This window comes from Ensifer sp. Root558 (genome assembly GCF_001427045.1).
GTDB lineage: Bacteria > Pseudomonadota > Alphaproteobacteria > Rhizobiales > Rhizobiaceae > Ensifer > Ensifer adhaerens.
Map to the genome: position 1 here is coordinate 537,388 of NZ_LMGC01000035.1, position 21,936 is coordinate 559,323.

22 protein-coding genes are annotated in these 21,936 nt (G+C 62.6%); 12 read left to right on the plus strand and 10 right to left on the minus strand.

Annotated elements, in window-relative coordinates; translation table 11 throughout:
• Positions 1-26 precede the first annotated feature (26 nt).
• Together ASD63_RS28935 and ASD63_RS28940 are read right to left on the minus strand one after the other, a co-directional pair.
• Positions 27-305: a YiaA/YiaB family inner membrane protein gene (locus ASD63_RS28935; protein ID WP_034796305.1), complete on the minus strand. Its 279-nt coding sequence runs from the start codon at positions 303-305 to the stop codon at positions 27-29.
• A gap of 28 nt (positions 306-333) precedes the next feature.
• Positions 334-1,020, minus strand: a complete 687-nt coding sequence (locus ASD63_RS28940; RefSeq protein ID WP_060530162.1) for a PspA/IM30 family protein — start codon at positions 1,018-1,020, stop codon at positions 334-336.
• 103 nt (positions 1,021-1,123) lie between these two features.
• Between ASD63_RS28940 and ASD63_RS28945 the strand changes: the two genes are divergently transcribed.
• Positions 1,124-1,720 carry a TetR/AcrR family transcriptional regulator gene (locus ASD63_RS28945; RefSeq protein ID WP_060530224.1) on the plus strand — a complete coding sequence of 199 codons (597 nt, stop codon included), beginning with the start codon at positions 1,124-1,126 and terminating at the stop codon, positions 1,718-1,720.
• Between the two features lie 222 nt (positions 1,721-1,942).
• Here the strand turns inward: ASD63_RS28945 and ASD63_RS28950 are convergent, their stop codons facing one another.
• The 3 genes from ASD63_RS28950 to ASD63_RS28960 form a co-directional block, all read right to left on the minus strand.
• Complete coding sequence (locus ASD63_RS28950) at positions 1,943-2,368, minus strand: DUF4168 domain-containing protein (protein ID WP_060530163.1); 426 nt, start codon at positions 2,366-2,368, stop codon at positions 1,943-1,945.
• A gap of 700 nt (positions 2,369-3,068) precedes the next feature.
• Positions 3,069-3,521, minus strand: coding sequence for a DUF2721 domain-containing protein (locus tag ASD63_RS28955; protein ID WP_034796355.1), 453 nt, complete (start codon positions 3,519-3,521; stop codon positions 3,069-3,071).
• Between the two features lie 159 nt (positions 3,522-3,680).
• The gene (locus tag ASD63_RS28960; protein WP_060530164.1) at positions 3,681-4,514 is read right to left on the minus strand and encodes an alpha/beta hydrolase; all 834 of its coding nucleotides are present in this window, start codon (positions 4,512-4,514) and stop codon (positions 3,681-3,683) included.
• A gap of 328 nt (positions 4,515-4,842) precedes the next feature.
• On the opposite strand from ASD63_RS28960, the gene ASD63_RS28965 reads away from it, so the two are divergent.
• The 7 genes from ASD63_RS28965 (at position 4,843) to ASD63_RS28995 (ending at position 11,905) form a co-directional block, all read left to right on the plus strand.
• Entirely contained in the window at positions 4,843-6,462 is a 1,620-nt protein-coding gene (locus ASD63_RS28965; RefSeq protein ID WP_034796293.1) for a benzoate-CoA ligase family protein, read from the plus strand.
• A 4-nt stretch (positions 6,463-6,466) separates the two neighbouring features.
• Positions 6,467-7,303: a tryptophan 2,3-dioxygenase gene (gene kynA / locus ASD63_RS28970; protein ID WP_060518000.1), complete on the plus strand. Its 837-nt coding sequence runs from the start codon at positions 6,467-6,469 to the stop codon at positions 7,301-7,303.
• A gap of 42 nt (positions 7,304-7,345) precedes the next feature.
• Positions 7,346-8,485 (plus strand): ABC transporter substrate-binding protein, encoded by a 1,140-nt coding sequence (locus tag ASD63_RS28975; protein ID WP_060530165.1) that lies wholly within the window; start codon positions 7,346-7,348, stop codon positions 8,483-8,485.
• 95 nt (positions 8,486-8,580) lie between these two features.
• A complete protein-coding gene (locus ASD63_RS28980; RefSeq protein WP_060530166.1) occupies positions 8,581-9,501 on the plus strand; it encodes a branched-chain amino acid ABC transporter permease in 921 nt (306 codons plus the stop codon).
• Between the two features lie 7 nt (positions 9,502-9,508).
• Positions 9,509-10,480 (plus strand): branched-chain amino acid ABC transporter permease, encoded by a 972-nt coding sequence (locus ASD63_RS28985; RefSeq protein ID WP_034796282.1) that lies wholly within the window; start codon positions 9,509-9,511, stop codon positions 10,478-10,480.
• Positions 10,473-11,222 (plus strand): ABC transporter ATP-binding protein, encoded by a 750-nt coding sequence (locus tag ASD63_RS28990; RefSeq protein ID WP_034796279.1) that lies wholly within the window; start codon positions 10,473-10,475, stop codon positions 11,220-11,222. The genes ASD63_RS28985 and ASD63_RS28990 overlap by 8 nt, the downstream gene beginning before the upstream one ends.
• Positions 11,219-11,905, plus strand: a complete 687-nt coding sequence (locus ASD63_RS28995) for an ABC transporter ATP-binding protein (protein WP_060518009.1) — start codon at positions 11,219-11,221, stop codon at positions 11,903-11,905. Before ASD63_RS28990 ends, ASD63_RS28995 begins: the two co-directional genes overlap by 4 nt.
• An 8-nt stretch (positions 11,906-11,913) precedes the next feature.
• Here ASD63_RS28995 and ASD63_RS29000 read toward each other — a convergent pair whose 3' ends face one another.
• The 5 genes from ASD63_RS29000 to ASD63_RS29020 form a co-directional block, all read right to left on the minus strand.
• Entirely contained in the window at positions 11,914-12,882 is a 969-nt protein-coding gene (locus ASD63_RS29000) for a pyridoxal-phosphate dependent enzyme (protein WP_060530167.1), read from the minus strand.
• A 141-nt stretch (positions 12,883-13,023) separates the two neighbouring features.
• Positions 13,024-14,271, minus strand: a complete 1,248-nt coding sequence (kynU, locus tag ASD63_RS29005; RefSeq protein ID WP_060530168.1) for a kynureninase — start codon at positions 14,269-14,271, stop codon at positions 13,024-13,026.
• Between the two features lie 15 nt (positions 14,272-14,286).
• Positions 14,287-15,210 (minus strand): ABC transporter permease, encoded by a 924-nt coding sequence (locus tag ASD63_RS29010; RefSeq protein ID WP_034796270.1) that lies wholly within the window; start codon positions 15,208-15,210, stop codon positions 14,287-14,289.
• A gap of 5 nt (positions 15,211-15,215) precedes the next feature.
• Complete coding sequence (locus tag ASD63_RS29015; protein ID WP_060530169.1) at positions 15,216-15,995, minus strand: ABC transporter ATP-binding protein; 780 nt, start codon at positions 15,993-15,995, stop codon at positions 15,216-15,218.
• A gap of 66 nt (positions 15,996-16,061) precedes the next feature.
• Positions 16,062-17,051, minus strand: coding sequence for an ABC transporter substrate-binding protein (locus ASD63_RS29020; RefSeq protein WP_034796266.1), 990 nt, complete (start codon positions 17,049-17,051; stop codon positions 16,062-16,064).
• 161 nt (positions 17,052-17,212) lie between these two features.
• Between ASD63_RS29020 and ASD63_RS29025 the strand changes: the two genes are divergently transcribed.
• The 4 genes from ASD63_RS29025 to ASD63_RS29040 all read left to right on the plus strand — a co-directional run bounded on the left by ASD63_RS29025 (position 17,213) and on the right by ASD63_RS29040 (position 21,934).
• Positions 17,213-17,986 (plus strand): GntR family transcriptional regulator, encoded by a 774-nt coding sequence (locus tag ASD63_RS29025; protein ID WP_060530170.1) that lies wholly within the window; start codon positions 17,213-17,215, stop codon positions 17,984-17,986.
• A gap of 100 nt (positions 17,987-18,086) precedes the next feature.
• Positions 18,087-18,611, plus strand: coding sequence for a MarR family transcriptional regulator (locus ASD63_RS29030; RefSeq protein WP_226020898.1), 525 nt, complete (start codon positions 18,087-18,089; stop codon positions 18,609-18,611).
• Between the two features lie 231 nt (positions 18,612-18,842).
• The gene (locus ASD63_RS29035; protein ID WP_060518017.1) at positions 18,843-21,164 is read left to right on the plus strand and encodes a bifunctional salicylyl-CoA 5-hydroxylase/oxidoreductase; all 2,322 of its coding nucleotides are present in this window, start codon (positions 18,843-18,845) and stop codon (positions 21,162-21,164) included.
• Complete coding sequence (locus ASD63_RS29040; protein ID WP_060530171.1) at positions 21,161-21,934, plus strand: SDR family NAD(P)-dependent oxidoreductase; 774 nt, start codon at positions 21,161-21,163, stop codon at positions 21,932-21,934. The genes ASD63_RS29035 and ASD63_RS29040 overlap by 4 nt, the downstream gene beginning before the upstream one ends.
• Positions 21,935-21,936: the final 2 nt, after the last annotated feature.

Here is a 21,936-nt window from a genome sequence, read left to right on the forward strand (position 1 = left end):
GCCATGGCGACAAGGCTGATGAGCGATTAGACTTCGTCGGCCTTAATGCCGAGCAGCAATTTCTCGGTCTTGGCATCATCGATCCTGCGGATGAGCTTTTCTGCCTCCAGATTGTCGCGCAGCGTCTTGGTGACGTTCACGGCCGTCTGCAGCAGCATCAGGATGCCCATGGCCAGGTACCCTTTGCCCCAGAGGTCGATCGGCATCATGTAAAGGCCAATCACCACCATGAAAGCGGCCACCCCGAAGCTAACATAAGAGAAGGAGGTCCAGGCCGGGGAGTGTTTCATCAGGCTGTCGTTCATCGTCGTTGTCCTTTGAGAAACAGAGGTTCTAAAGCGTAAGGTTCATCTTGGCGCGCAAGCGCTCGAGCACGTCGTCGGCGCTTGTCACGAGAGGGCGTCCGCAACCGGCCGCAGCCAGTTTCTGCGCAAGTGCTGCCGGATCCGGCCGCTCTTCCAGCTCGATCAGCGCCTCGGCGGTCAATTCGGCCTCGCGCTGAAGCGTTTCGAGCCGCGTGAGCGTTGCCTCGGCGTCGCTGAGTGTCGCGAGATCATTGCCGGGCACCTCTTTGGAAAGGCGCTGCGTCCGGTCACGTGCGGCGGCCAGGCGTTCGCCGCGGCGCAGCGCCTCCAGGCGCGTTTCGCTCTGCCGCACCGCTTGCCTCAGCCGATCTATTCCGTCTGCAAATTCCGCCTGAACCTGGCGCGCATTCTGCAGTTCGGTTTCCAGCCGCGCGATCGAGGCTGCGGCTTCCGCGGCCAGATCCTCTCGCCCCTTTTCAAGGGCTGCAATGGCGCGGATTTCGAGCTCCTCGATGTGAGCGGAAAGCCTCTCGGCGTTTTCCTTTTCCAGGCGATTTTGCGCTATGGCCACAGCGACGGCCCGTCGCGCGCTTTCGACACCGCGGGCAGCGTCGCGTATCTGCTGAGCAAGAATGGGCAGCGCATGCCGATCGGCGAAGGCCTCCTCCGCCATATGAGCGCGACCGCGCAAGAGCGTTACGATTTGTTTGAACATCTCCTCACCTCCATGTATGAACAATGTTCAATAATGTTCTCTCACAAAAATGAACGTTGTTCAATATTGAAAATGAACATCGTTCAACAAAATGAGGTGGCCAGTGGCCGGAAAGCGTGAAGCGAAGAAGGAAGATCTGAGATCGAGGCTTATTGCCGCCGGCACGGAGCTGATCCGGGAGCAAGGATTAAAGCACCTGCGCGCCCGCGATATAGCCGAGCGTGCAGGTGCAGCACTCGGCGCGCTCTACACCGTCTTCGATGATCTCGACGGACTGATCCTGCATATCAACTCGGGTACATTGAAGCGCCTGGAAGCCGCCCTCAACGCTGCGGTCCAACCGGCGGCAGATGTTCAGGAGGCCTTCCTGAGCCTGTCGCTCGCCTACCTCCGTTTTGCGCTCGCAGAGCGAAATCTATGGTCGGCGCTATTTGAACACAGAATGCCCGAGGGTGCCCCGGTCCCCGAGTGGCATCTTGCCGAACACGGCTTTCTGATCGGTCTCATCGCAGCACCGCTTGCGCAGCAGTTTCCGGAGGCTGCTCAGGAGGACGTGGCAGTTCGTGCCCGCACGTTCTTCGCGGCCGTTCATGGGGTAATCTCTCTCAGCCTGGAAGGACGGTTCATCGGAATAACGCCCGAAGTGCTCGAGCGCGAGATTACAGCACTCGCCGGACTTCTTGCCAGGCGCCCGAACTGACGCGCTCATTGCCGGATTGCGGGTTTCAGCGCGAGAGATCGCGAACTGGGGCTTAAGCGATCGTCAAAGGACAACAGGAAAGCGGAAGAGGCTAACCAGGCGATATTGAAGCGGCTGGACCTTGGCCCGGCAGATCGGTGAAGGTCCATTTCGTAGCGGGTAGCCCGCACCTGGTGCGGGCTACCCATTTGTCGCTGTCCAACTGGTTGCGTCCGAGCCCGGCTATTGCTGTGCCGGAGCGGTGTCTTGGAGTTTTGCCTGAACCTTCTTGGCGACTGCGGGATCGCTCTGTGCAGCCGTAAGGATTGCCGAATACTCTTCGATCGAAATGGCCGGTGAGGCTTGGACGGCCTCGACCATTTTCTTGCTGGCTTCGGTCTCCAGGTCCTTCTTCGCCGTTGCATCCGACGTTGCTTCTATCTTGGCGGAATATTCCTGCCTCACCTTGTCGACCTGAAGATAGGCAACCGCGAAGGCCTCGATTTTCTGGTCGCTGATCGCAGCGTCCGGGCCCTTGCTGCCAGCCTGGCCCTGCGTCGGCTGGGTCGTTTCGGCCTGAGCGATCTCAAGGGCGGATGCGGGACTGACGACCATGAAGCTAAAGACTGCCGCCGCGAGCGACGCGACGGGTTTGTAACCGGTGATCATATTCATTCCTCTCTGATGCGCATGACGTGATTAGGAGCGATACTGAGTTTCAATCGCCCCTAAGGTCGGCCGGATACCGAATGCGCCGCGACGATGGAACGTTGGAATGGGCTCGATGCGGCCGTATCGGGGCCATTTGCTGACCATTCCACGGCAGCTTTACGGCTCACCCGACGCCTCCGGTCCCACACTTTCTCCCGGTCCCGGACCGACTACTTCTTCCCCACCCGTTCGCGCCGGACCCGGCGCGTCAGATTGAACGCGTCATGGCCGGCACCGGAAACGATGTCGCGATGGGAGAGTTGGCACCCTCTTTGCGCTTGCTCTAACGGCCGCGATCAAATCGCGATCGAAAGCGATCACCGGCGAGTGCCAGGTTAGACGCCCCTGAAGATCGATCGCGCCATGGCAACGCCGCCGACATCGAGGTCGCCTGCGATATCGCGGCCACGCGGTTTCGATAGGATGTCTGGTCGCGCATTCCGCTTCGGCGGCGGACAGACGTCCTCATCCGTTTTTCCGAATTGATCGCCGAGAGCCGTGACATCCTGGCGGTGCTCGATACGATGGAGATGGGCAAGCCGATCGCCAAAATGTGTGCGAAGAACCGGGACCGATGCCGGTCGCCAAGATCGAGTACGTAGTCAACGAGGCGCAGGCGACGGTTGAATTCGCCTGAAAGCTGACGGCGGCACCGGCATCAGTCGCCGCCCGACGCTGCCTGATCCATGCGCATCTGGCGCAGCATGTTCCGCCCGGCGATCAGCATCTCGAACAGGAAGGCCAACAGCGACCCGATGAGCGAGACGATCGCGCCGCCGAAAAACCAGAAAAGGTTCTCCTCGCGAAACCCGAAGGCAAGCGCGCCGGCGAGCAGATTGAGAATGGCGCACCCCGTGCAGATCGCCGCGAAAGTCCCCAGCGCAACGGCGATCTCGAGCGCCAGCGTCCGCCGGCGCAGATAGTCAAGCTGCATCCGCCGCGCGTCGTTCTGCTCGTATTTCTCCCCGATCTCGTTGACGCGATCGGACACCCTGCCAAGCCGGGAGGCATAGACACTGACAAAGCCGGCAGTGCCGGCGAGAAGAAAGACGGGCGCCAGCGAGGTTTGGACGATCGAAGCGAGATCGATGACGGTCGACGGCGTCTCCATGCTTGCCTTCATTTTGCGTCGCTCGCTTCCGGCGAGACCGGGAGGAGCACTCTAGTCAGTTTTGACGGATATAGTAGCGATACAAACACCGAGATATGGCGCAGTTAGAAGCGCTTCATACCCTTATCAAGGGAATACGGGAGCGACCCAGCCCGACGTTCACACGCCCAACAGTAACGTCCGCACCAGGGGATGCTTGGCGTCGGCAAGGCCGTCGACGACGTTGAAGTGGTGCCGGTCCGGCTCCGCGACAGCAGCCGTCGTTGCACCCAATCCGGTCCAGATATTGGCAAGAAGCGCGTTCTGACGCAGGAACTCCGCACGCTCGCCGCCTCCGACCCAGCAGGTGATGCGGGCGTCTGGCATCGGCCGCAGCAGTGCCGGGCTCTGTGAAAGTGCCTCGGCCTCGTCGATCGCGAGCTTCTCGTTCATGGCCGTCGACATGATCGGGCGCAGGTCATGCACGCCGGAGATCGAGACGACGTTGCGGATCCGGCCCTGGACATCAGGCGAAAGCGGCGCGGTCGTCGTGATCATTCGGCTGACGAGGTGGCCGCCGGCCGAATGGCCGGTCAGCATCAAGGGACCCTCGACGCGTTTCGATGCCTCGCTTATAGCGGCGGCGACCTCTTCGACGATCCCGGCAATGCGAATCTTTGGGCAGAGCGTGTAGGACGGCATCGCGACGGCATAGCCGCGCTCCACTGCTCCGGCCGCCAGGTGCGACCAGAAGCTCTTGTCGAGCTGTAGCCAGTACCCGCCGTGGACGAAGACCACCAGGCCCTTGGGCGAACCGTCGGGAAGAAAGAGATCCATGCGGTTCCTCGGCCGATCGCCATAGGCCAGGTCGAGTTTGGCGCGTCCGGCGCTCAAGAGGGCGTTGCGGAACGCCTCGGCCGGTTTGACCCAGGCTTCCGGCCAGCGATCGCCGCGCGCGATGTTCGAGCCGTTCGCATAGGCGTCGTCCCAGTCGGAAATGCGGTGTTCCAGCATCGATTTCATCCTCCCTTTGATGTCTCCTCACAGATAGCAATCGCCTGCCCCACCGGGAAAGGCAATGCCGGCAATCGAAAAAACTTTAGGCTTGAAATAATTTTGGACTGGTGCGATGCTGCCCCATGTTCAGCCGAGAAGTGGAGGTCTCGCTGTGCCTGTCGCCATAACTGGAGTCGCGCCGGCGACGGCCCGTGTCACTTTGAATAGTGCCGCGACGCTTGCCGCTTGTCCGCAGACCAGGGCTTTGAACCACCGCAAGACTTTCCGCCGGCTTTGAACAATGCCTGGGCAACAGGCACGAACGAAATTAGGGAACAGCCGCCACATGCTTGGACCGACTTCGCACGTCGATACGTTCACCCGCGACCATCTTCCGCCACAGGAAGAATGGCCGGAGTTTCTTCTCGAAGGTTTTGACTACCCGGATCACCTCAACGCTGCCGTCGAATTGACGGACGCCATGGTTGCCAAGGGTTTCGGCGATCATACCGCGTTGATCGGCAATGGCCGCCGCCGGACTTACAAGGAACTGTCCGATTGGACCAACCGTCTCGCCCACGCGCTGGTTGAAAATTACGGTGTGAAGCCCGGGCACCGCGTGCTCATCCGCTCCGCCAACAATCCGGCCATGGTCGCCTGCTGGCTGGCGGCCACCAAGGCCGGCGCCGTCGTCGTCAACACCATGCCGATGCTCCGGGCCGGGGAACTCGCCAAGATCGTCGACAAGGCCGAAGTCAGCCTGGCACTTTGCGACACGCGACTGATGGAAGAAATGATCGTCTGCGCCAAGGACAGCCGCTTCCTGAAGCAGGTCGTGAGTTTCGACGGGACCGCGAACCACGACGCCGAACTCGACCGCATTGCGCTCGATAAATCAGTGGTCTTCGAGGCGGTGCATACCGGTCGCGACGATGTGGCGTTGCTCGGTTTCACCTCTGGCACGACGGGGATTCCGAAGGCGACCATGCACTTTCACCGCGATCTCCTGGCGATCGCCGACGGCTATGCCCGCGAAGTGCTCGGGGTCACGCCCGACGATATCTTCGTCGGCTCGCCGCCGCTCGCATTCACCTTTGGCCTTGGCGGCCTTGCGATCTTCCCCTTGCGCTTTGGAGCCGCAGCGACACTGCTCGAGCATGCGACGCCGGCCAACATGGTGGAGATCATCGAGAAGTACAAAGCGACGATCTCGTTTACCGCGCCCACCGCCTATCGGGCGATGATGAAGGCGATGGATAACGGCGCCGATCTTTCATCACTGCGCGTCGCGATCTCGGCGGGCGAGACCCTGCCCGGTCCGGTCTTCGAGGAGTGGACGGCCAAGACCGGCAAGCCGATCCTCGACGGGATCGGCGCGACCGAGATGCTGCATATCTTCATTTCCAACCGCTTCGAGGACCGCAAGCCCGCCTCGACCGGAAAGCCGGTCGGCGGCTACGAAGCGCGGATCGTCAATGACGACATGCAGGAAGTCCCCCGCGGCACGATCGGCAGGCTTGCGGTGCGTGGCCCGACCGGCTGCCGCTACATGGCCGACAGCCGACAGCGCGACTATGTGCGCGACGGCTGGAACCTGACCGGCGACGCCTTCTATCAGGACGAGGACGGCTTCTTCCATTTCGCCGCCCGTTCGGACGACATGATCATCACCGCCGGCTACAACATCGCCGGCCCCGAGGTCGAAGCCGCCCTGATTTCCCACCCGGAGGTCGCAGAATGCGCCGTCGTCGGTGCGCCCGATCAGGAACGCGGCCAGATTGTCGAAGCCTATGTCGTTCTGATATCTGGCGTGTCGGCAGACGACGCAACGATCAAGCGTCTGCAGGATCATGTGAAGGCGACGATCGCGCCTTACAAATATCCGCGATCGGTAAAGTTCCTGGACAACCTGCCGAAAACAGCCACGGGCAAGATCCAGCGGTTCCGATTGCGGTCGGAGAACTGAAAACATGAGCAAATCATACGACCCTTCGAAAGAAGGCGCCCAGATGTCGTTCGAGGGACGCATGTCCTATAGCGACTACCTGATGCTGGAAAAGGTACTGGATGCGCAGGAGCCGCTTTCCAAAGCCCATGACGAGATGCTGTTCATAATCCAGCATCAGACGTCCGAGCTCTGGATGAAGCTCGCGCTGCACGAGATCAACGCGGCGGTCCGCTCGATCCGCGACGACCGGCTGGAGCCCGCATTCAAGATGCTGACGCGCGTCGCCCGCATCTTCGAGCAGCTGAACAGCGCCTGGGATGTGCTGCGAACGATGACCCCCAGCGAATACACCACGTTCCGTGAATCGCTCGGCCAATCCTCCGGCTTCCAGTCCTGGCAGTACCGGGCGATCGAGTTCCTCGCCGGCAACCGCAATGTCGCGATGCTCGGGCCGCATGCGCACCGCCCCGACATCATGGAAAAGCTGGAAGCGATCCTGGCAGCGCCGTCGCTCTACGACGAGGCGATCCGGCTTCTTTCGCGCAACGGTTTCGATGTCGGCGCGGAAGCGGACAAGAGCGATTGGCGCGAGACGCGCACGGAAAGCGAAAAGGTCTTCGCCGCCTGGCAGATCGTCTACCGCGATCCCGAGCGCTATTGGATGCTCTACGAGCTCGCCGAGAAACTGGTCGATTTCGAGGACTACTTCCGTCGCTGGCGCTTCAACCACGTCACGACCGTCGAGCGCATCATCGGCATGAAACGCGGAACCGGGGGCACATCCGGCGCGTCCTATCTGAAAAAGATGCTCGAAGTGGAACTTTTCCCCGAGCTCTGGCACGTGCGCACGGGTCTCTGATAGAACACAACCCAAAAGGGAACCAACAAAGAGGAGAACAGCATGAACCGCATTCTGGCAGCAGGCCTTCTTGGCCTTTCACTTGCAACGTCAAGCCTTGCCCATGCCGAGCCGGTGAAGATCGGCGTCATCACCACGCTGTCGGGCGGCGGCGCCGGCCTCGGCATCGATATGCGCGACGCCTTCACGCTGGCGATCAAGCAGTCGGGCAACAAGGACGTCGAGCTGGTGATCGAGGACGATGCCCAGAAGCCGGAACTTGCGGTGCAGATCGCCGAGAAGATGATCCAGGGCGACAAGGTCGACCTGATGACGGGCATCATCTGGTCGAACCTTGCGATGGCCGTCGTGCCGAACACGGTGGCGCAGGACGTGATCTATCTGTCGCCGAACGCCGGTCCCTCGGCACTTGCCGGTGCGAACTGCAATGCGAACTATTTCAACGTCGCCTACCAGAACGACAATTTCCATGAGGCGATGGGCCAATACGCCAACAAGGATTACAAGAACGCCTTCATCCTCGCCCCCAACTACCCGGCCGGCAAGGACGCGCTGACCGGCTTCAAGCGCTATTACAAGGGCGCGCTTGCCGGCGAGATCTACACGCAGGTCGGGCAGACGGACTACGCCGCCGAAATCGCCCAGATCCGCGCCTCGGGTGCCGACACCGTCTACTTCTTCCTGCCCGGCGGCATGGGCATCGCCTTCATGAAGCAATATGCCCAGTCGGGCGTGAACATCCCCGTCATGGGCCCGGGCTTCTCCTTTAGCCAGGACGTCCTGCCGGCGATCGGCGACGCGGCGCTTGGCGTCAAGAACTCGGCGACCTGGTCGAAGGACCTCGACAACGAGGCCAACAAGAAGTTCGTCGAAGCCTTCAAGGCCGAGTACAAGCGCCTGCCCTCGATCTACGCGGCGCAGAGCTGGGATACCGCAAACCTGATCCTCGGCGCGCTGTCCAAGGCAAGCGTCAACGACAAGGACGCCTTCCGCGCGGCACTTAAGGCAGCAGACTTCCAGTCGGTGCGCGGCAAATTCGTCTTCAACAACAACAACCACCCGATCCAGAACATCTACGTCCGCGAGGTGGTGAAGGAAGCCGACGGCGTGCTCACCAACAAGATTATCGCCACCGCCTTCGAAGACCACAAGGACGCCTACGCCGAGAAGTGCAGCATGTAGTGCCCTGCACCTGTCGTTTGCCCGGGTGCGCGGCCTTGATGCCGCCATCCGGTCGAAGATCCATGTCCTCCTGACATCAAGCTTGGACCGGTCTCTTGTTCACCGCACTTCTGATCGAACAACTGCTCAACGGGCTCCAGCTCGGTGTGATGCTGTTTCTGATGGCCGCCGGCCTGACCCTGATTTTCGGGGTCATGGGCCTCATCAACCTGGCGCACGGCTCACTGTATATGATCGGCGCGTTTGCCTGCGCCACGGTCGCAGCCGCCACCGGCTCCTTCTGGATCGGCCTCATCGCCAGCCTTGCAGCTGCAGCTGGTGTCGGCGCGATCATCGAGGTTGCCGTCATCCGCAGGCTCTACGACCGCGATCATCTCGATCAGGTCCTTGCGACCTTCGCCCTGATTCTGATCCTGTCGGAAGGCGCCCGCTGGCTCTTCGGCTCCTTCCCGCTCTATCTCGACATTCCGCCCTCGCTCCAGGGTGCCGTACCGCTGCCGGGCGGCGGCCAGTACCAGCTCTACCGCCTGGCGATCATCGGCGTCGGCATTGCCGTTGCGATCGGCCTCTATCTGTTGATCTCCAGAACCCGGCTCGGCATGCGCATCCGGGCGGGCGAGTCCGATCGAGAGATGATCGGAGCGCTCGGTGTCGACATCGGCACGCTCTATACGGTCGTCTTCGCACTCGGTGCAGCGCTTGCCGGGCTTGCCGGCGCGTTGGTGGGCGCATTGCAATCGGTGCAGGTCGGCATGGGCGAACCGGTCCTCATCCTCGCCTTCGTCGTCATCGTCATTGGCGGTATCGGCTCGATCAAGGGGGCACTGGTCGGCGCTGTCATCGTCGGTGTCGTCGACACGATGGGCCGTTTCCTGCTCCCATCGCTTCTGGCACTCACCATGCCCGCATCGCAGGCGACCACGATCGGGGCGGCGCTCGCCTCGATGCTGATCTACGTCGTCATGGCCCTTATCCTCGCCTTCAGGCCGAGTGGCCTGTTTTCGGCACAGTCGTGAGGCCAAGATGACCCGCGAAACCACAATCAACCTGCTGCTCGCCCTGCTGCTTCTCGGTGCGCCGATACTGGCTGCAAGCTTGGGCGAACCCTTCTATGTGACGCTCGCAACCCGCATCGTCGTGCTGGCGCTTGCCGCCGTCGGCCTCAACATGGCGCTCGGGCTTGGTGGGCTGCTCTCTTTCGGGCATGCGGCCTTTTTCGGCCTCGGCGGTTATGTCGCCGGCATCCTCGCCACGCACGCCTTCAATGCCGAGCCGCTCTTTGCCGGCATTCCGGCGACGACATCCATGCCGCTGATCTGGGTCGTCGCCGTCGCAGTCGCCGGGCTCATCGCGTTGCCGATCGGTGCGATCAGCCTGCGCACCTCAGGCGTCTATTTCATCATGATCACGCTCGCCTTCGCGCAGATGATCTACTACTTCGCGATCTCCTGGCCGGCCTATGGCGGCGAGGACGGCCTGTCGCTGTCGATGCGCAACGCCTTTCCCGGCGTCAACACGGCCAAGCCCCTGCCCTATTTCCTGATCTGCTACGCGGCACTGATGGCGGCGCTGCTTCTGTTTCGCGTGGTCGAGGGTTCACGCTTCGGCAGCGCCCTGCAGGCGGCGAGACAGAACGGTACCCGCCTTGCCGCAGTCGGCATCGCACCTTTCAACATCCGCCTCGTCGCCTTCGCCGTCTCCGCGATGATCACCGGGTTTGCCGGCGCGCTCTATGCCGACCTCAATCGCTTCGTCGGTCCCTCTATGCTCTCCTGGCACATGTCGGGTGAACTGATCGTGCTGATCATCCTCGGCGGCAAAGGCCGACTGTTCGGCCCGGTTGCCGGCGCGATGATCTTCGTCTTCTTCGAATATGTGCTCGGCGGCATCACCGAGCGCTGGCAGTTCTTCCTCGGCCTCATCCTGCTCGGCATCGTGCTGTTTGCCCGCGGCGGTCTGCTGGGTCTCCTCTCCGGAAAGCCGCGCCATGTCTGAGCCCGTTCTCGAAATCCGCGACCTCAGAAAATCCTTCGGCGCCCTTAAAGCGACTGATGGCGTCAGCCTCGAGCTTCACCCGGGGCAGATCCATGCGCTGATCGGCCCGAACGGCGCCGGCAAGAGCACGCTGATCCACCAGATCGCCGGATCGCTCAGGGCCGACAGCGGCACGATCCGTTTTCTCGGCCAGGATATCGGCGGCCTCGATATGGCCGCCCGCGCAAGGCTCGGCCTTGCCCGTAGCTTCCAGATCTCCTCGCTGGCGCAGGAATTCTCGGCTCTTCGCAACGTCATGCTGGCGGTGCAGGCGCGCCACGGCAGCAGCTTCCACTTCTTTCGCCAGGTCAGCAACGACAAGGAACTGACCGAACCGGCGATGGCGATGCTGGAGCGCGTCGATCTTGCTGCGCGTGCCCACGTGCCGGCGGCCGAACTCTCGCACGGCGAACGCCGGCAACTCGAAATCGCCATCGCGCTGGCGCTGTCGCCGAAAGTCTTTCTGTTCGACGAGCCCATGGCCGGCATGGGACCGGAGGGCTCCAAGCGGCTGACTTCGTTCCTTGATGGGCTGCGTCACGAAGCGCCAATGCTCTTGGTGGAGCACGACATGGATGCGGTCTTTGCGCTGGCGGATCGCATCTCCGTGCTGGTCTACGGCCGCATCATCGCGTCAGGCACAGTCGATGAAATCCGCAGCGATCCGGATGTGCGCCGGGCCTATCTGGGAGAAGCCGCGTGAGCCTGCTCGAACTCAAAGGTCTCGAAACCTTCTACGGCGCATCCCAAGCGCTCTTCGGCGTCAACCTCGATGTGCGCGAGGGCGAGGTCGTCGCGCTCATGGGCCGCAACGGCATGGGCAAGACGACGACGATCAACTCAATCCTCGGGCTCGTGCGCCCGCGTTCAGGCGCCATCTCCTTTGCCGGCAAGACCATCTCCGGCCTGCGCCCGCACAGGATTGCAAGGCTCGGTCTCGGTCTCGTTCCTGAAGGACGGCGCTGCTTTCCCAATCTCACCGTCATGGAGAACCTCGTCGCCACGGCTCGCGGCAACGAATGGACCTTCGAGAAAGTGACCGCGCTCTTCCCTCGCCTCGGCGAGCGGCGCGATCAGTATGCCAACACGCTTTCGGGCGGGGAGCAGCAGATGCTTGCGATCGGCCGGGCCTTGATGACCAATCCCAGCCTGCTCATTCTCGACGAGGCAACGGAAGGGCTGGCGCCGGTCATTCGCCAGGATATCTGGTCGGCGATCCGCACTCTGAAGGCGGCAGGGCAGTCGATCCTCGTCGTCGACAAGACGCTTTCGGAACTCCTGCCCGTTGCCGACCGCTGCTTCGTCCTGGAAAAGGGCGCGACCGTATTCGAGGGAGCGCCGCTTGCGCTGACGCCAGAACTCCAGGATCGCTATCTCGGCGTTTGATCGGTCGCTCAGGCCGAGGGAATGCCACCGCCGAGCACTGTGGAATAGGCAGCCGCGTCGATGTTTCCGCCCGAGACCACGCAGACGATGTTTCCCTTGAGATCCGGTCGCGCGATTGCGGCGGCAAGCGAGGCAGCACCCGCGCCTTCGGCAACGATCTTCGCCTTCTTGAAGAGAATCCGCATCGCTTCGGTCACCTGCCCCGGGCTGACCGCAATCGCCCCATCGATCAGGTCACCGACCACCGGCCAGATCTGAGGCACCAGCGACGGTGCGCCGATGCTCTTGATAAAGGAGGGGCGGGTTTCGATCGTCACGATTTGGCCAGCGGCCAGGGCCGCCGAAACAGGGGCGGCGCTGTCATCTTCAACCGCAAAGACACGGCAGCGGTCGGAAGCGGCCTTGATAGCGCTGGCCACCCCGGTGGTCATGCTGCCGCCGCCATACGGGGTAAGCACGACGTCGACATCGGGCAGATCCTCGATGATCTCCACACCGATGGAGCCGTTCCCGGCCAGCACCGCCTGATCGGTCACCGGATTGATCAGCAGTTCCAGCGCATCCGGATGATCGGCGCCAGTGATGTAGTCCCACCAGGTCTCGGCACTGACGAACCGTACTTCTCCGCCGAGCGCACGCACACCGTCGATCTTGGTCTGGGGTGCGCCGCGATACATGTAGGCAACCATCGGCACACCGATGAGGCGTGCCGCCCAGGCCATGCCATAGGCCATATTGCCGGAACTGGTGACTGCGACGCCGCTTTCGAGTTCGGCCGGATCGCGCGACAACACAGCGTTCAAGGCGGGACGGAGCTTGAACGCGCCAATTGGCGACAGCGTCTCCAGTTTCAGGAATATCTGACGGTCCGGAAACCCAAGATCGAGCCTGACGAGCGGTGTGCGCGCGAAATGCGGCGCGATGCGTTTACGAGCATCGGCGATTTCCTCCGGGGCCGGGCGGTGTGGCGCGATCATTGCTTAAGTCCCCCGTTAGCCGTCCTCTCGCCTCCAGGCACAATGGCTCTGAACGAATCCGCTGCGGGGCGGCAGCCTCGGTATGTGTCTGAACAAGAGGCAACGGGCGAAATACCGCCCGCTGCTCTTTGGTGCCATCAATCAGGTTACGGCCGCACGGACCGCGAAGCGCGCATCCTGCCATGCACCGGTCTTGAGGATGTCCTCCAGGATTTCGACCGCCTGCCAGACGTCGGCATAGCTCACATAGAGCGGCGTGAAGCCGAAGCGCATCGTCGTCGGCGCGCGGAAATCACCGATAACGCCACGGGCAATCAGCGCCTGCATGATTTCGTAAGCGTGCGGTTGTTTGAACGACACCTGGCTTCCGCGCTTGGTTCCGTCGCGCGGGCTTTCGAGCGCCAGACCGTGGGCACCGCATTTCGCCTCAACGAGCGCGATGAAGAGATCCGTGAGCTGGATGCTCTTTTCGCGCAGCGCTTTCATGTCGACCTCGTCCCAGACGTCGAGCGCGCCCTTTAGCGCGCGCAGCGACAGGATCGGCTGTGTTCCGCAGAGGAAACGGCGGATGCCCTCACCGGCAGCATAGTGCTTCTCGAAGGCGAAGGGACGGGCGTGTCCCCACCAGCCGGTGAGCGGCTGGCGGATATCGCCGTGGTGACGGGTGGCTGCATAGATGAAGGCGGGGGCTCCGGGGCCACCGTTCAGGTACTTGTAGGTGCAGCCGACCGCGAAATCGACATTGGCGCCGTCAAGATCGACTGGCAACGCGCCGGCCGTATGGCAGAGGTCCCAGATGACCAGTGCGCCATGTTCGTGCGCCTTGCGGGTCAGGGCCGCCATATCGCGCAGCTCGCCGGACTTGTAGTTGACGTGGTTGACCAGAACGACGGCGACGCTGCCATCGATCAGATCCTCGATCTCGGGCGCATCGACCCCTTCGAGCCTGAGCGAGGCGCCCGGACGCGTCGAGACCACGCCTTCGGCCATGTAGAGATCGGTCGGGAAACTGCCGCCTTCGCTGACGATCACCGACCGATCGGACCGCAAGGCCATGGCCGCATGGAGGGCCTTGTAGATGTTGATCGACGTGGTGTCGCAGACGACGGTCTGGCCGGCGGCCGCCCCGATCAGCCGCCCGACCCGGTCGCCGAGCGTCAGCGGCATCTCGAACCAGCCGGCCGTATTCCAGCTGCGGATGAGGTCCTGCCCCCATTCTTCGGTCGCGGCCTTGCGAAGCTCGTCGAAGGCGGCGGTCGAGGCAACGCCGAGCGAGTTGCCGTCGAGATAGATGAGACCCGGCGGCAGGATGAAACGCTCGCGCATCGGGCTGAGCACATCGGCCACATCCATGGCCTTTATCGCGGCAAGATCAGGAACTGCATTCATGAAGGTGGTCCTCATTTATTCGCGAACGGTTTCGCGGGCGGGCGCAGGGCCGCGGCTTCGCTTGAGGCTCGGAAGAGCCAGCATGGCCAGAACGAAGAGGCCGGTCGCAAGTTTCAGGTCCGGCGGTGGCATGCCGGCGGCCAGGCAGAAGGAGACGAGCTGGTAGTAGACGATCGCACCTACGAACGGCGCAGCGAGCTGGCGCGCCACGCTCTGCTTGCCGACGATCGCCTCGCCGATCATCAGCGCCGCAAGGCCGTTGATCAGGATGCCGAGGCCCATGTTGACGTCAGCAAAGCCCTGTGACTGCACCATCAGCGCGCCGCCTGCCGCCGAAAACGCACCCGCAAGCCCAACGCCACCGATCGTCGCCATCCAGACATTGATCCCTTGAGCTTCAGCCATATCGGGATTGGCGCCGACGGCGCGAACGGCCGTGCCTTTCTCCGTGCGGAAGAAGTGGTAGAGCAGGACGAAGACAATGAGTGCGATCAGGCCCGCGACGACGATCTTGCTTGCGGGGAAGCCCGGCTGCAGCCCCGGCGCCCAGTCGAACACCGTTGGCGCACCGAAGACCGAGAGGTTCGAGCGACCCATGATCCTGAGGTTGATCGAATAAAGCATCGTCATCATCAGGATGCCGGCGAGCAGCGTGTGGATCCGGAACCGCAGATGGATGAAGGCCGTGCAGCAGCCGGCAACGAATCCGGCGAGAAGTGCGATAGCGATCGCGGCGAGCGGCGACATGCCCGCCGCCATCAGCACGCCGCAGACGCAGCCGCCGAGCGGAAACGCACCCTCGCTGGTCAGATCCGGGAAGCTCAACATGCGGAACGGGATCATGATCCCGAGCACGACGAAGGCGAGGATCAGGCTCTGCGCGAGCGTGACGGGAACGAGCGAGACGAAGCTCGCGAAGGTATTTTGAAGAATATCCATGATCGTCAGCTCGCCAGGAACATGCGGTCGGTTTTGACGGAGAAGTGGCCGATCAGATCCGGCACGGTCGTCTGCGCCTTTTCCTTGCCGTCGATTTCGAGACGGACGCGCCCGGCGTCGAGCATGATGACCTTGTGACCGAAATCCACCGCGTGCTGCATGTTGTGCGTCACCATCAGCGTTGTCAGCTTCAGGGCTTCGACCGCGCGGATCGTCGCCTGCATGACGATATCGGCAGTGCGCGGATCAAGCGCTGCGGTGTGTTCGTCGAGCAGCAGCAGTTCCGGCTCGCCGCCGACCGCCATGATCAAGGACAGCGATTGCCGCTGGCCGCCGGAAAGCAGCTCCACCCGTGTGTCGAGGCGGTTTTCAAGGCCGAGCCCGAGCAGCGACAGGCGTTGCCTGTAGGTGGCGAGCCGCGTCGCGTTCAGGCCGCGCCGCAGGGTGCGTTTGTTGCTGCGCAATTCGGCAAGCAGCATGTTTTCGGCCACCGTCATCGAGGCAGCGGTGCCGCGCATCGGGTCCTGGAACACGCGGGCAAGCCGCATCGCGCGCTTGTGTACGGGCGTTGCGGTCACGTCGTCGCCATTGATGACGATCTGGCCGCTATCGAGCACCAATGCACCCGAAATGGCGTTGAGCATGCTGCTCTTGCCGGCGCCGTTGGAACCGATGACGACGCCAAATTCGCCCGTGGCAAGGCTGAGATTGAGGCCGTCGAGCGCGACTTTTTCGTCCGCCTGCCCCTTGTAGAAAACTTTGCGGGCCGATCTGATTTCCAGCATTGGCTCCCCCTTAACTTATGAGATGACGGCGCTCGGGGCGCCGTCACTGAAGAGACAAGACGGAGATCAATCGACCACGCAGTTGCATTCGGTCGCGAGCGCTGCCGGCACTTCGATGCCGAAGGCAGCGGCAGCCTTCTTCGAGATCAGCGGCGCGTGATCCTCATAGGCCGGGCGCGACGGCGCGATCGTCTTCGGGTCTGCACCTTTGAGGATCTGAGCAGCGATCTTGCCGGCATTGACGCCGACCTGCTCATAGTTGACCGCAAAGCTTGCCGGTACGACGCCGTCACGCACTGCACCGTCGTCGGAGTTTACGATCGGGATCTGCGCCTGGCGCGCGGCTGCCGACACAGCACCGATCGCCGGCTGCAGCAGGTTCGATGCGGGCGTATAGATCACGTCGGCCTTGCCGGCGAAGGAGGCGATGCGCTGCTGGATGTCGTTGACATTGTCGACGCCGACCTCCACGACCTCGAAGCCTGCGTCAGGCGCTGCTTCCTTGATCTTGTCGAGCAGGGCCTGGTCGTTCGCCTCACCCGGATTATAGGGCACGCCAAAGCGCTTCGCGTTCGGCAGCAGCTTGTGGGTGAAGGCCATGACGGCGGCCACGTCCTGAAGGTCGGTCGCACCGGTCATGCCGTCGTCACCGGCCTCCCAAGACGGAACGAGCTTGGCGGCCACCGGATCGGTAACGGCGGAGAAGACGACCGGAATGCCGGAGCCGGCGAGCGCCTTCTTGGCGATCTGCGAGACGGGCGTGGTGATCGTGTAGACCAGTTTCGGCTGTTCGGCCTGCAGCTTGGCGATCATCTGCGGCACCAGCGAGGCGTCGAAATTGGTGTGGCTCTCGGTGTAGACGACGTCCTTGCCTTCGACGAAGCCGTTTTCGGCCAGCGCCTTCTTGAAGCCGGCGATCGATGCGTTCAATTGCGGATGCTCGCCAAAATTGGCGATGCCGATGCGGATCGGATCCGCCGCCGCTGCTCCCAGTCCCCATGCCATTGCACCGGCGACAACCAATCCCGAAAGCCACGTGCTCTTAAGCCTGCTCATACATCCCTCCCAGAATTTGACGAGCGTTACCGCCCTCCTCGGCGGCTTGCGCGGATCATGGAACCGCTCCGGCCTCTTGTCAAATTAATATATATATTTTCACATGAGGCGCAGAACTATATATATTTGTATCGACCCGGTGTGGGCGCTAAGGGAACCTGATGCAAGACCACGAACAGTCGACCAAAACGGAATCGGCATACCGGTTGCTGCGCCGCGACATTCTCGCGACGCGGCTGAAGCCGGGCGCGCCGATGAAGCTGAGCACGCTGCGCGAAAGCTACGGGATCGGCTGGACACCGCTACGCGAGGCTCTGTCGCGGCTGGAGGCGGAAGGGCTGGTGACCGCCATCAGTAATCGCGGCTTTGCTGTTGCTCCGGTGTCACGCGAGGAACTCGACGACCTCACCCGCGCCCGCCTTGCCGTCGAAATGCCGCTGCTCATCGAGTCGATCGAGAACGGCGACAGCGCCTGGGAATCCGCCGTCGTCACGGCACACTACCGGCTGTCGCGCTGCAAGGTTTCCGTCGAGCGTTTCTCCGAGAGCGAAGTCGACGAGTGGGACGAGAAGCATGCCGGGTTTCATACGGCTTTGATCAGTGCTGCGAGGTCGCGCTGGCTCACGCGCTTTCAGGCGACGATCTCCGACCAGCTTCGCCGTCACCACCGCTTCCTAAGTCTGGCGCCGACGATTAGGGCCGCCGCCGGTATGAGCGCAGGCTACGAGGAGGCCGTTTCGGCGCTTGAGGACGCGATGGCGATCGAGCACCATACCGAGCTGATGGAGGCAGCACTCGATCGCGATATCGAGCGTGCCCGCACCCTGATGGCCGAGCACATCGGCTTTACCGTCAACGTCTATGTCCAGTCCGAGGATGGCGGTCGCGCGTCGCCGCTGCTCGCCCAGTCGGCACCTGGGCTTGCGTCCAAATGACGGCCCGTGACAACCTGTCCAAGACCTGCTTACCTCTCTAAAAGCAGAAAAACGAAAGAGCCGCTGATTTGCGGCCAAGGGTTGGAAGCGGACGTTGGGAATGATGGGTGAAGACAAGTTCGACACCTCGCCGGAATGGGTCGATGGCGAGACCAAGGCGCTCGAGGCTCCGGGCGATCACCGTGCAGAGCTCAGGCTATGGCTGCGTCTCTTGACCTGTTCGACACTTGTCGAAAGCGAAATCCGTCGGCGGTTGCGGGAAGAATTCGATTCGACCTTGCCGCGTTTCGACCTGATGGCCCAGCTCGAGCGTGCGCCTGACGGCATGGTGCTTGGCGAAGTCTCCAAGCGCATGATGGTCTCCCCCGGCAACATCACGGTGCTGGTGGAACGGCTGACCGAGAGCGGCCACATCAGCCGCACGACGCTTCCGACCGACCGGCGTGTCCAGATCATCGCGCTTACCCCCTTCGGCCGCGCCGAATTCGAGAAGATGGCAGCAAGCCATGCCGACTGGATCTCGGATCTGTTTGCCGGCCTTCCGGCCAAGGAAGGCGGCGTGCTGATGGATGAGCTTGCCACACTCAAGCGGTCGATCATCGCCTCGCTCGCGCGAAATTCCTGAGTTCACGGCGCTTCTGCCTACAACTGCCTTACTTTCTGCCGCACCGGCCTCGAAGCGATGCGACGCCGCTTGGCGGCGCTGCGAGCGCCCGGCGTCGGCTTCCCATCTGCCCAAAACAATTTTAAGCTTGAAATTTCTCCTGAACGAGTCCACCCTGCTTGCAACAGTCCAGCATGGCCACTTGTGCCAGCTCGACGGTGACGCGCAGCCGGAACTCGGGAGGAGAACGACATGCGGATCGTCTGTATCGGTGGCGGGCCTGCCGGCCTTTATTTTGCGCTGCTGATGAAGCGGCAGCATCCGGAGCATCACGTCACCGTCGTCGAACGGAACCGCCCCTTTGACACATTCGGCTGGGGCGTCGTCTTTTCGGACGCGACCATGCAGTCGATGCGGCAATGGGACCCGGAGACCGCCGAGGCGATCGAGGTTTCCTTCAACCATTGGGACGACATCGAGCTGGTCTTCAAGGGCCGCAAGATCCGCACGACCGGCCACGGCTTCGTTGGCATCGGCCGCAAGAAGATGCTCAACATCCTCCAGGAACGCTGCCTCGAACTCGGCGTCGAACTGCTGTTCGAGCAGGACGTGGAAAGCGACGAGCAGTTCGCCGACGCCGATCTGATCATCGCCTCCGACGGCGTCAACTCAAGGATCCGCAACAAATACGCCGACATCTTCAAGCCGGACATGGTGATCCGGCCGAACCGCTATGTCTGGCTCGGCACGGACAAGAAGTTCGACGCCTTCACCTTCGACTTCCAGCGCACCGAGCATGGCTGGTTCCAGGCGCATATCTACCGCTTCGACGAGAACACCTCGACCTTCATCGTTGAGACCACCGACGACGTCTTCCGCGCCCATGGCCTCGACCAGATGGACCAGGACCAGTCGATCGCGTTCTGCGAAAAGCTCTTTGAAGGCACGCTCGACGGCCACAAGCTGATGACCAATGCGCGGCACTTGCGCGGCTCCGCCTGGCTGAACTTCGGCCGGCTGATCTGCGAAAAGTGGAGCCATTTCAACGGCCACAGCCATGTCGTGTTGATGGGCGACAGCGCCCACACGGCCCATTTCGCCATCGGCTCGGGCACCAAGCTTGCGATCGATGACGCGATCGAGCTCACCCGCCAGTTCGATATTCTGGGCCACGACAAGGCAAACATTCCCGCCGTGCTGTCGGCTTACGAAGAGGTGCGCCGCGTCGATGTCGCCCGCATCCAGAATGCGGCCCGCAATGCGATGGAATGGTTCGAAGTGGTCGGCACGCGCTATGCCGACACGCTGGAGCCCGAACAGTTCATGTATTCGATGCTGACCCGCTCGCAGCGCATCAGCCACGAGAACCTTCGCCTGCGCGACAAGGACTGGCTCGAAGGCTTCGAGCGCTGGTTTGCCGAACGCGCCGGTGTGGCGCCGGCGGCGAACGGGGCGGTTCCGCCGCCGATGTTTACGCCGTTCAAGCTCCGCGGCCTGACGCTGAAGAACCGCATCGTGGTTTCGCCGATGGCGATGTATTCGGCAGCCGACGGCGTGCCGAACGATTTTCATCTCGTTCATCTCGGCGCGCGCGCCATGGGCGGTGCGGCGCTCGTCTTCCCGGAAATGACCTGTGTGTCGGCCGATGCCCGCATCACGCCCGGATGTCTGGGGCTCTGGAGCGACGAGCAGGCCCAGGCCTTCAAGCGCATCGTCGATTTCGTACACCAGCAGACCCCCGCCAAGATCGGCATCCAGCTCGGCCATGCCGGCCGCAAGGGCGCGACAAAGGTCGCCTGGGAGGGGATCGATCAGCCCTTGGCCGAAGGCGGCTGGCCACTCATCTCCGCGTCCGCCCTGCCCTACCTCAAGCATTCGGACATGCCGCGCGAAATGACGCGGGAGGATATGGACCGGGTCGTCACCGATTTCGTGCGGGCCACCGAACGGGCCCGTGACCTCGGTTTCGATATCCTCGAACTGCACGTCGCGCACGGCTACCTGCTGTCGAGCTTCCTGTCGCCGCTTACCAATCTGCGCACCGACGACTATGGCGGCGATCACGCCGCCCGCGCCCGCTTCCCGCTCGAAGTGTTCCACGCAGTGCGTAAAGTCTGGCCCGAGGACCGGCCGATGTCGGTTCGCCTCTCAACCCATGACTGGCACGAGGGCGGCAACACGCCCGAGGACGCGGCAATTTTCGCCCGCCTGTTCAAGGAGGCGGGCGCCGACATGATCGACTGCTCGTCCGGCCAGGTGGTGAAAGAAGAAAAACCGGTCTATGGCCGCCTGTTCCAGACGCCATTTTCCGATAAGATCCGCAACGAGATCCAGGTTCCGACCATTGCGGTCGGGGCGATTTCCGAGGCCGACCACGCCAATTCGATCATCGCAGCCGGTCGAGCCGATCTCTGCGCGATTGCCCGCCCGCATCTGGCCGATCCGTCCTTCGTGATGCACGAAGCGGCAAAGATTGGCTATGACGGTGAGCCCTGGCCGAAACAGTACCATTCGGCTCGGGCCCAGTACGTGAACAACCTGGCGCGCGCCGCAACGACGGCAGGCAAGCCATGATAAGGCACGCCCTCGTCACAGGCGCCGGCAGCGGTATCGGCAAGGCGATTGCCCTTGGGCTCGCCGCCGACGGCCACATCGTCAGCCTCGCCGGTCGGCGCGCAGCACCGCTTGAAGCGGTACGGGGCGACATCCTTGCTGCCGGCGGACAGGCCTTTGTCCGTGACGGCTTCGATGTGACCAACCCGCAGGCCGTCGAGCAAGGTATCACGGCTGCGATCGCTGAAGCCGGAGAGATTGCCGTTCTCGTCAACTGCGCCGGCGAAGCGCCCTCGGCGCCGTTCGAAAAGACCGACTTCGCGCTTTGGCAGCGGGTGCTTTCCATCAACCTGACCGGCGTCTATCTGGTGACGCAGGCAGCGCTTGCCTCCGTGCGGCGGGCCGGCAACGGCCGGATCGTCAACGTTGCGAGCACCGCGGGCCTGACCGGCTATGCTTATGTTTCGGCCTATTGCGCGTCGAAGCACGGCGTCATCGGCCTGACGAGGGCACTGGCGCTTGAGCTTGCGCGCACCGACGTCACCGTCAATGCCGTCTGCCCCGGCTTCACCGACACGCCGCTGATCGACGGCGCGCTCGATACGATCAGCGAAAAGACCGGCCGTTCGCGCGAGGAAGCGCGCGCCAGCCTTGCTCGCTCCAACCCGCAGGGACGCCTGGTGACGCCGGAAGAAGTCGCCCACACGGTCTCCTGGCTCGTGTCGGAGAAGGCGACGGCAATCACTGGTCAGGCGATCGCTGTCGCCGGCGGCGAAGTTCTCGGAGGATAGAG

Coding starts and splice junctions, on each gene's coding strand:
- ASD63_RS28935 (WP_034796305.1), bottom strand. CDS start 305: ATGAACGACAGCCTGATGAAACACTCCCCGGCCTGGACCTCCTTCTCT.
- ASD63_RS28940 (WP_060530162.1), bottom strand. CDS start 1,020: ATGTTCAAACAAATCGTAACGCTCTTGCGCGGTCGCGCTCATATGGCG.
- ASD63_RS28950 (WP_060530163.1), bottom strand. CDS start 2,368: ATGATCACCGGTTACAAACCCGTCGCGTCGCTCGCGGCGGCAGTCTTT.
- ASD63_RS28955 (WP_034796355.1), bottom strand. CDS start 3,521: ATGGAGACGCCGTCGACCGTCATCGATCTCGCTTCGATCGTCCAAACC.
- ASD63_RS28960 (WP_060530164.1), bottom strand. CDS start 4,514: ATGCTGGAACACCGCATTTCCGACTGGGACGACGCCTATGCGAACGGC.
- ASD63_RS28965 (WP_034796293.1), top strand. CDS start 4,843: ATGCTTGGACCGACTTCGCACGTCGATACGTTCACCCGCGACCATCTT.
- kynA (WP_060518000.1), top strand. CDS start 6,467: ATGAGCAAATCATACGACCCTTCGAAAGAAGGCGCCCAGATGTCGTTC.
- ASD63_RS28975 (WP_060530165.1), top strand. CDS start 7,346: ATGAACCGCATTCTGGCAGCAGGCCTTCTTGGCCTTTCACTTGCAACG.
- ASD63_RS28985 (WP_034796282.1), top strand. CDS start 9,509: ATGACCCGCGAAACCACAATCAACCTGCTGCTCGCCCTGCTGCTTCTC.
- ASD63_RS28990 (WP_034796279.1), top strand. CDS start 10,473: ATGTCTGAGCCCGTTCTCGAAATCCGCGACCTCAGAAAATCCTTCGGC.
- ASD63_RS29000 (WP_060530167.1), bottom strand. CDS start 12,882: ATGATCGCGCCACACCGCCCGGCCCCGGAGGAAATCGCCGATGCTCGT.
- kynU (WP_060530168.1), bottom strand. CDS start 14,271: ATGAATGCAGTTCCTGATCTTGCCGCGATAAAGGCCATGGATGTGGCC.
- ASD63_RS29010 (WP_034796270.1), bottom strand. CDS start 15,210: ATGGATATTCTTCAAAATACCTTCGCGAGCTTCGTCTCGCTCGTTCCC.
- ASD63_RS29015 (WP_060530169.1), bottom strand. CDS start 15,995: ATGCTGGAAATCAGATCGGCCCGCAAAGTTTTCTACAAGGGGCAGGCG.
- ASD63_RS29020 (WP_034796266.1), bottom strand. CDS start 17,051: ATGAGCAGGCTTAAGAGCACGTGGCTTTCGGGATTGGTTGTCGCCGGT.
- ASD63_RS29025 (WP_060530170.1), top strand. CDS start 17,213: ATGCAAGACCACGAACAGTCGACCAAAACGGAATCGGCATACCGGTTG.
- ASD63_RS29030 (WP_226020898.1), top strand. CDS start 18,087: ATGATGGGTGAAGACAAGTTCGACACCTCGCCGGAATGGGTCGATGGC.
- ASD63_RS29035 (WP_060518017.1), top strand. CDS start 18,843: ATGCGGATCGTCTGTATCGGTGGCGGGCCTGCCGGCCTTTATTTTGCG.
- ASD63_RS29040 (WP_060530171.1), top strand. CDS start 21,161: ATGATAAGGCACGCCCTCGTCACAGGCGCCGGCAGCGGTATCGGCAAG.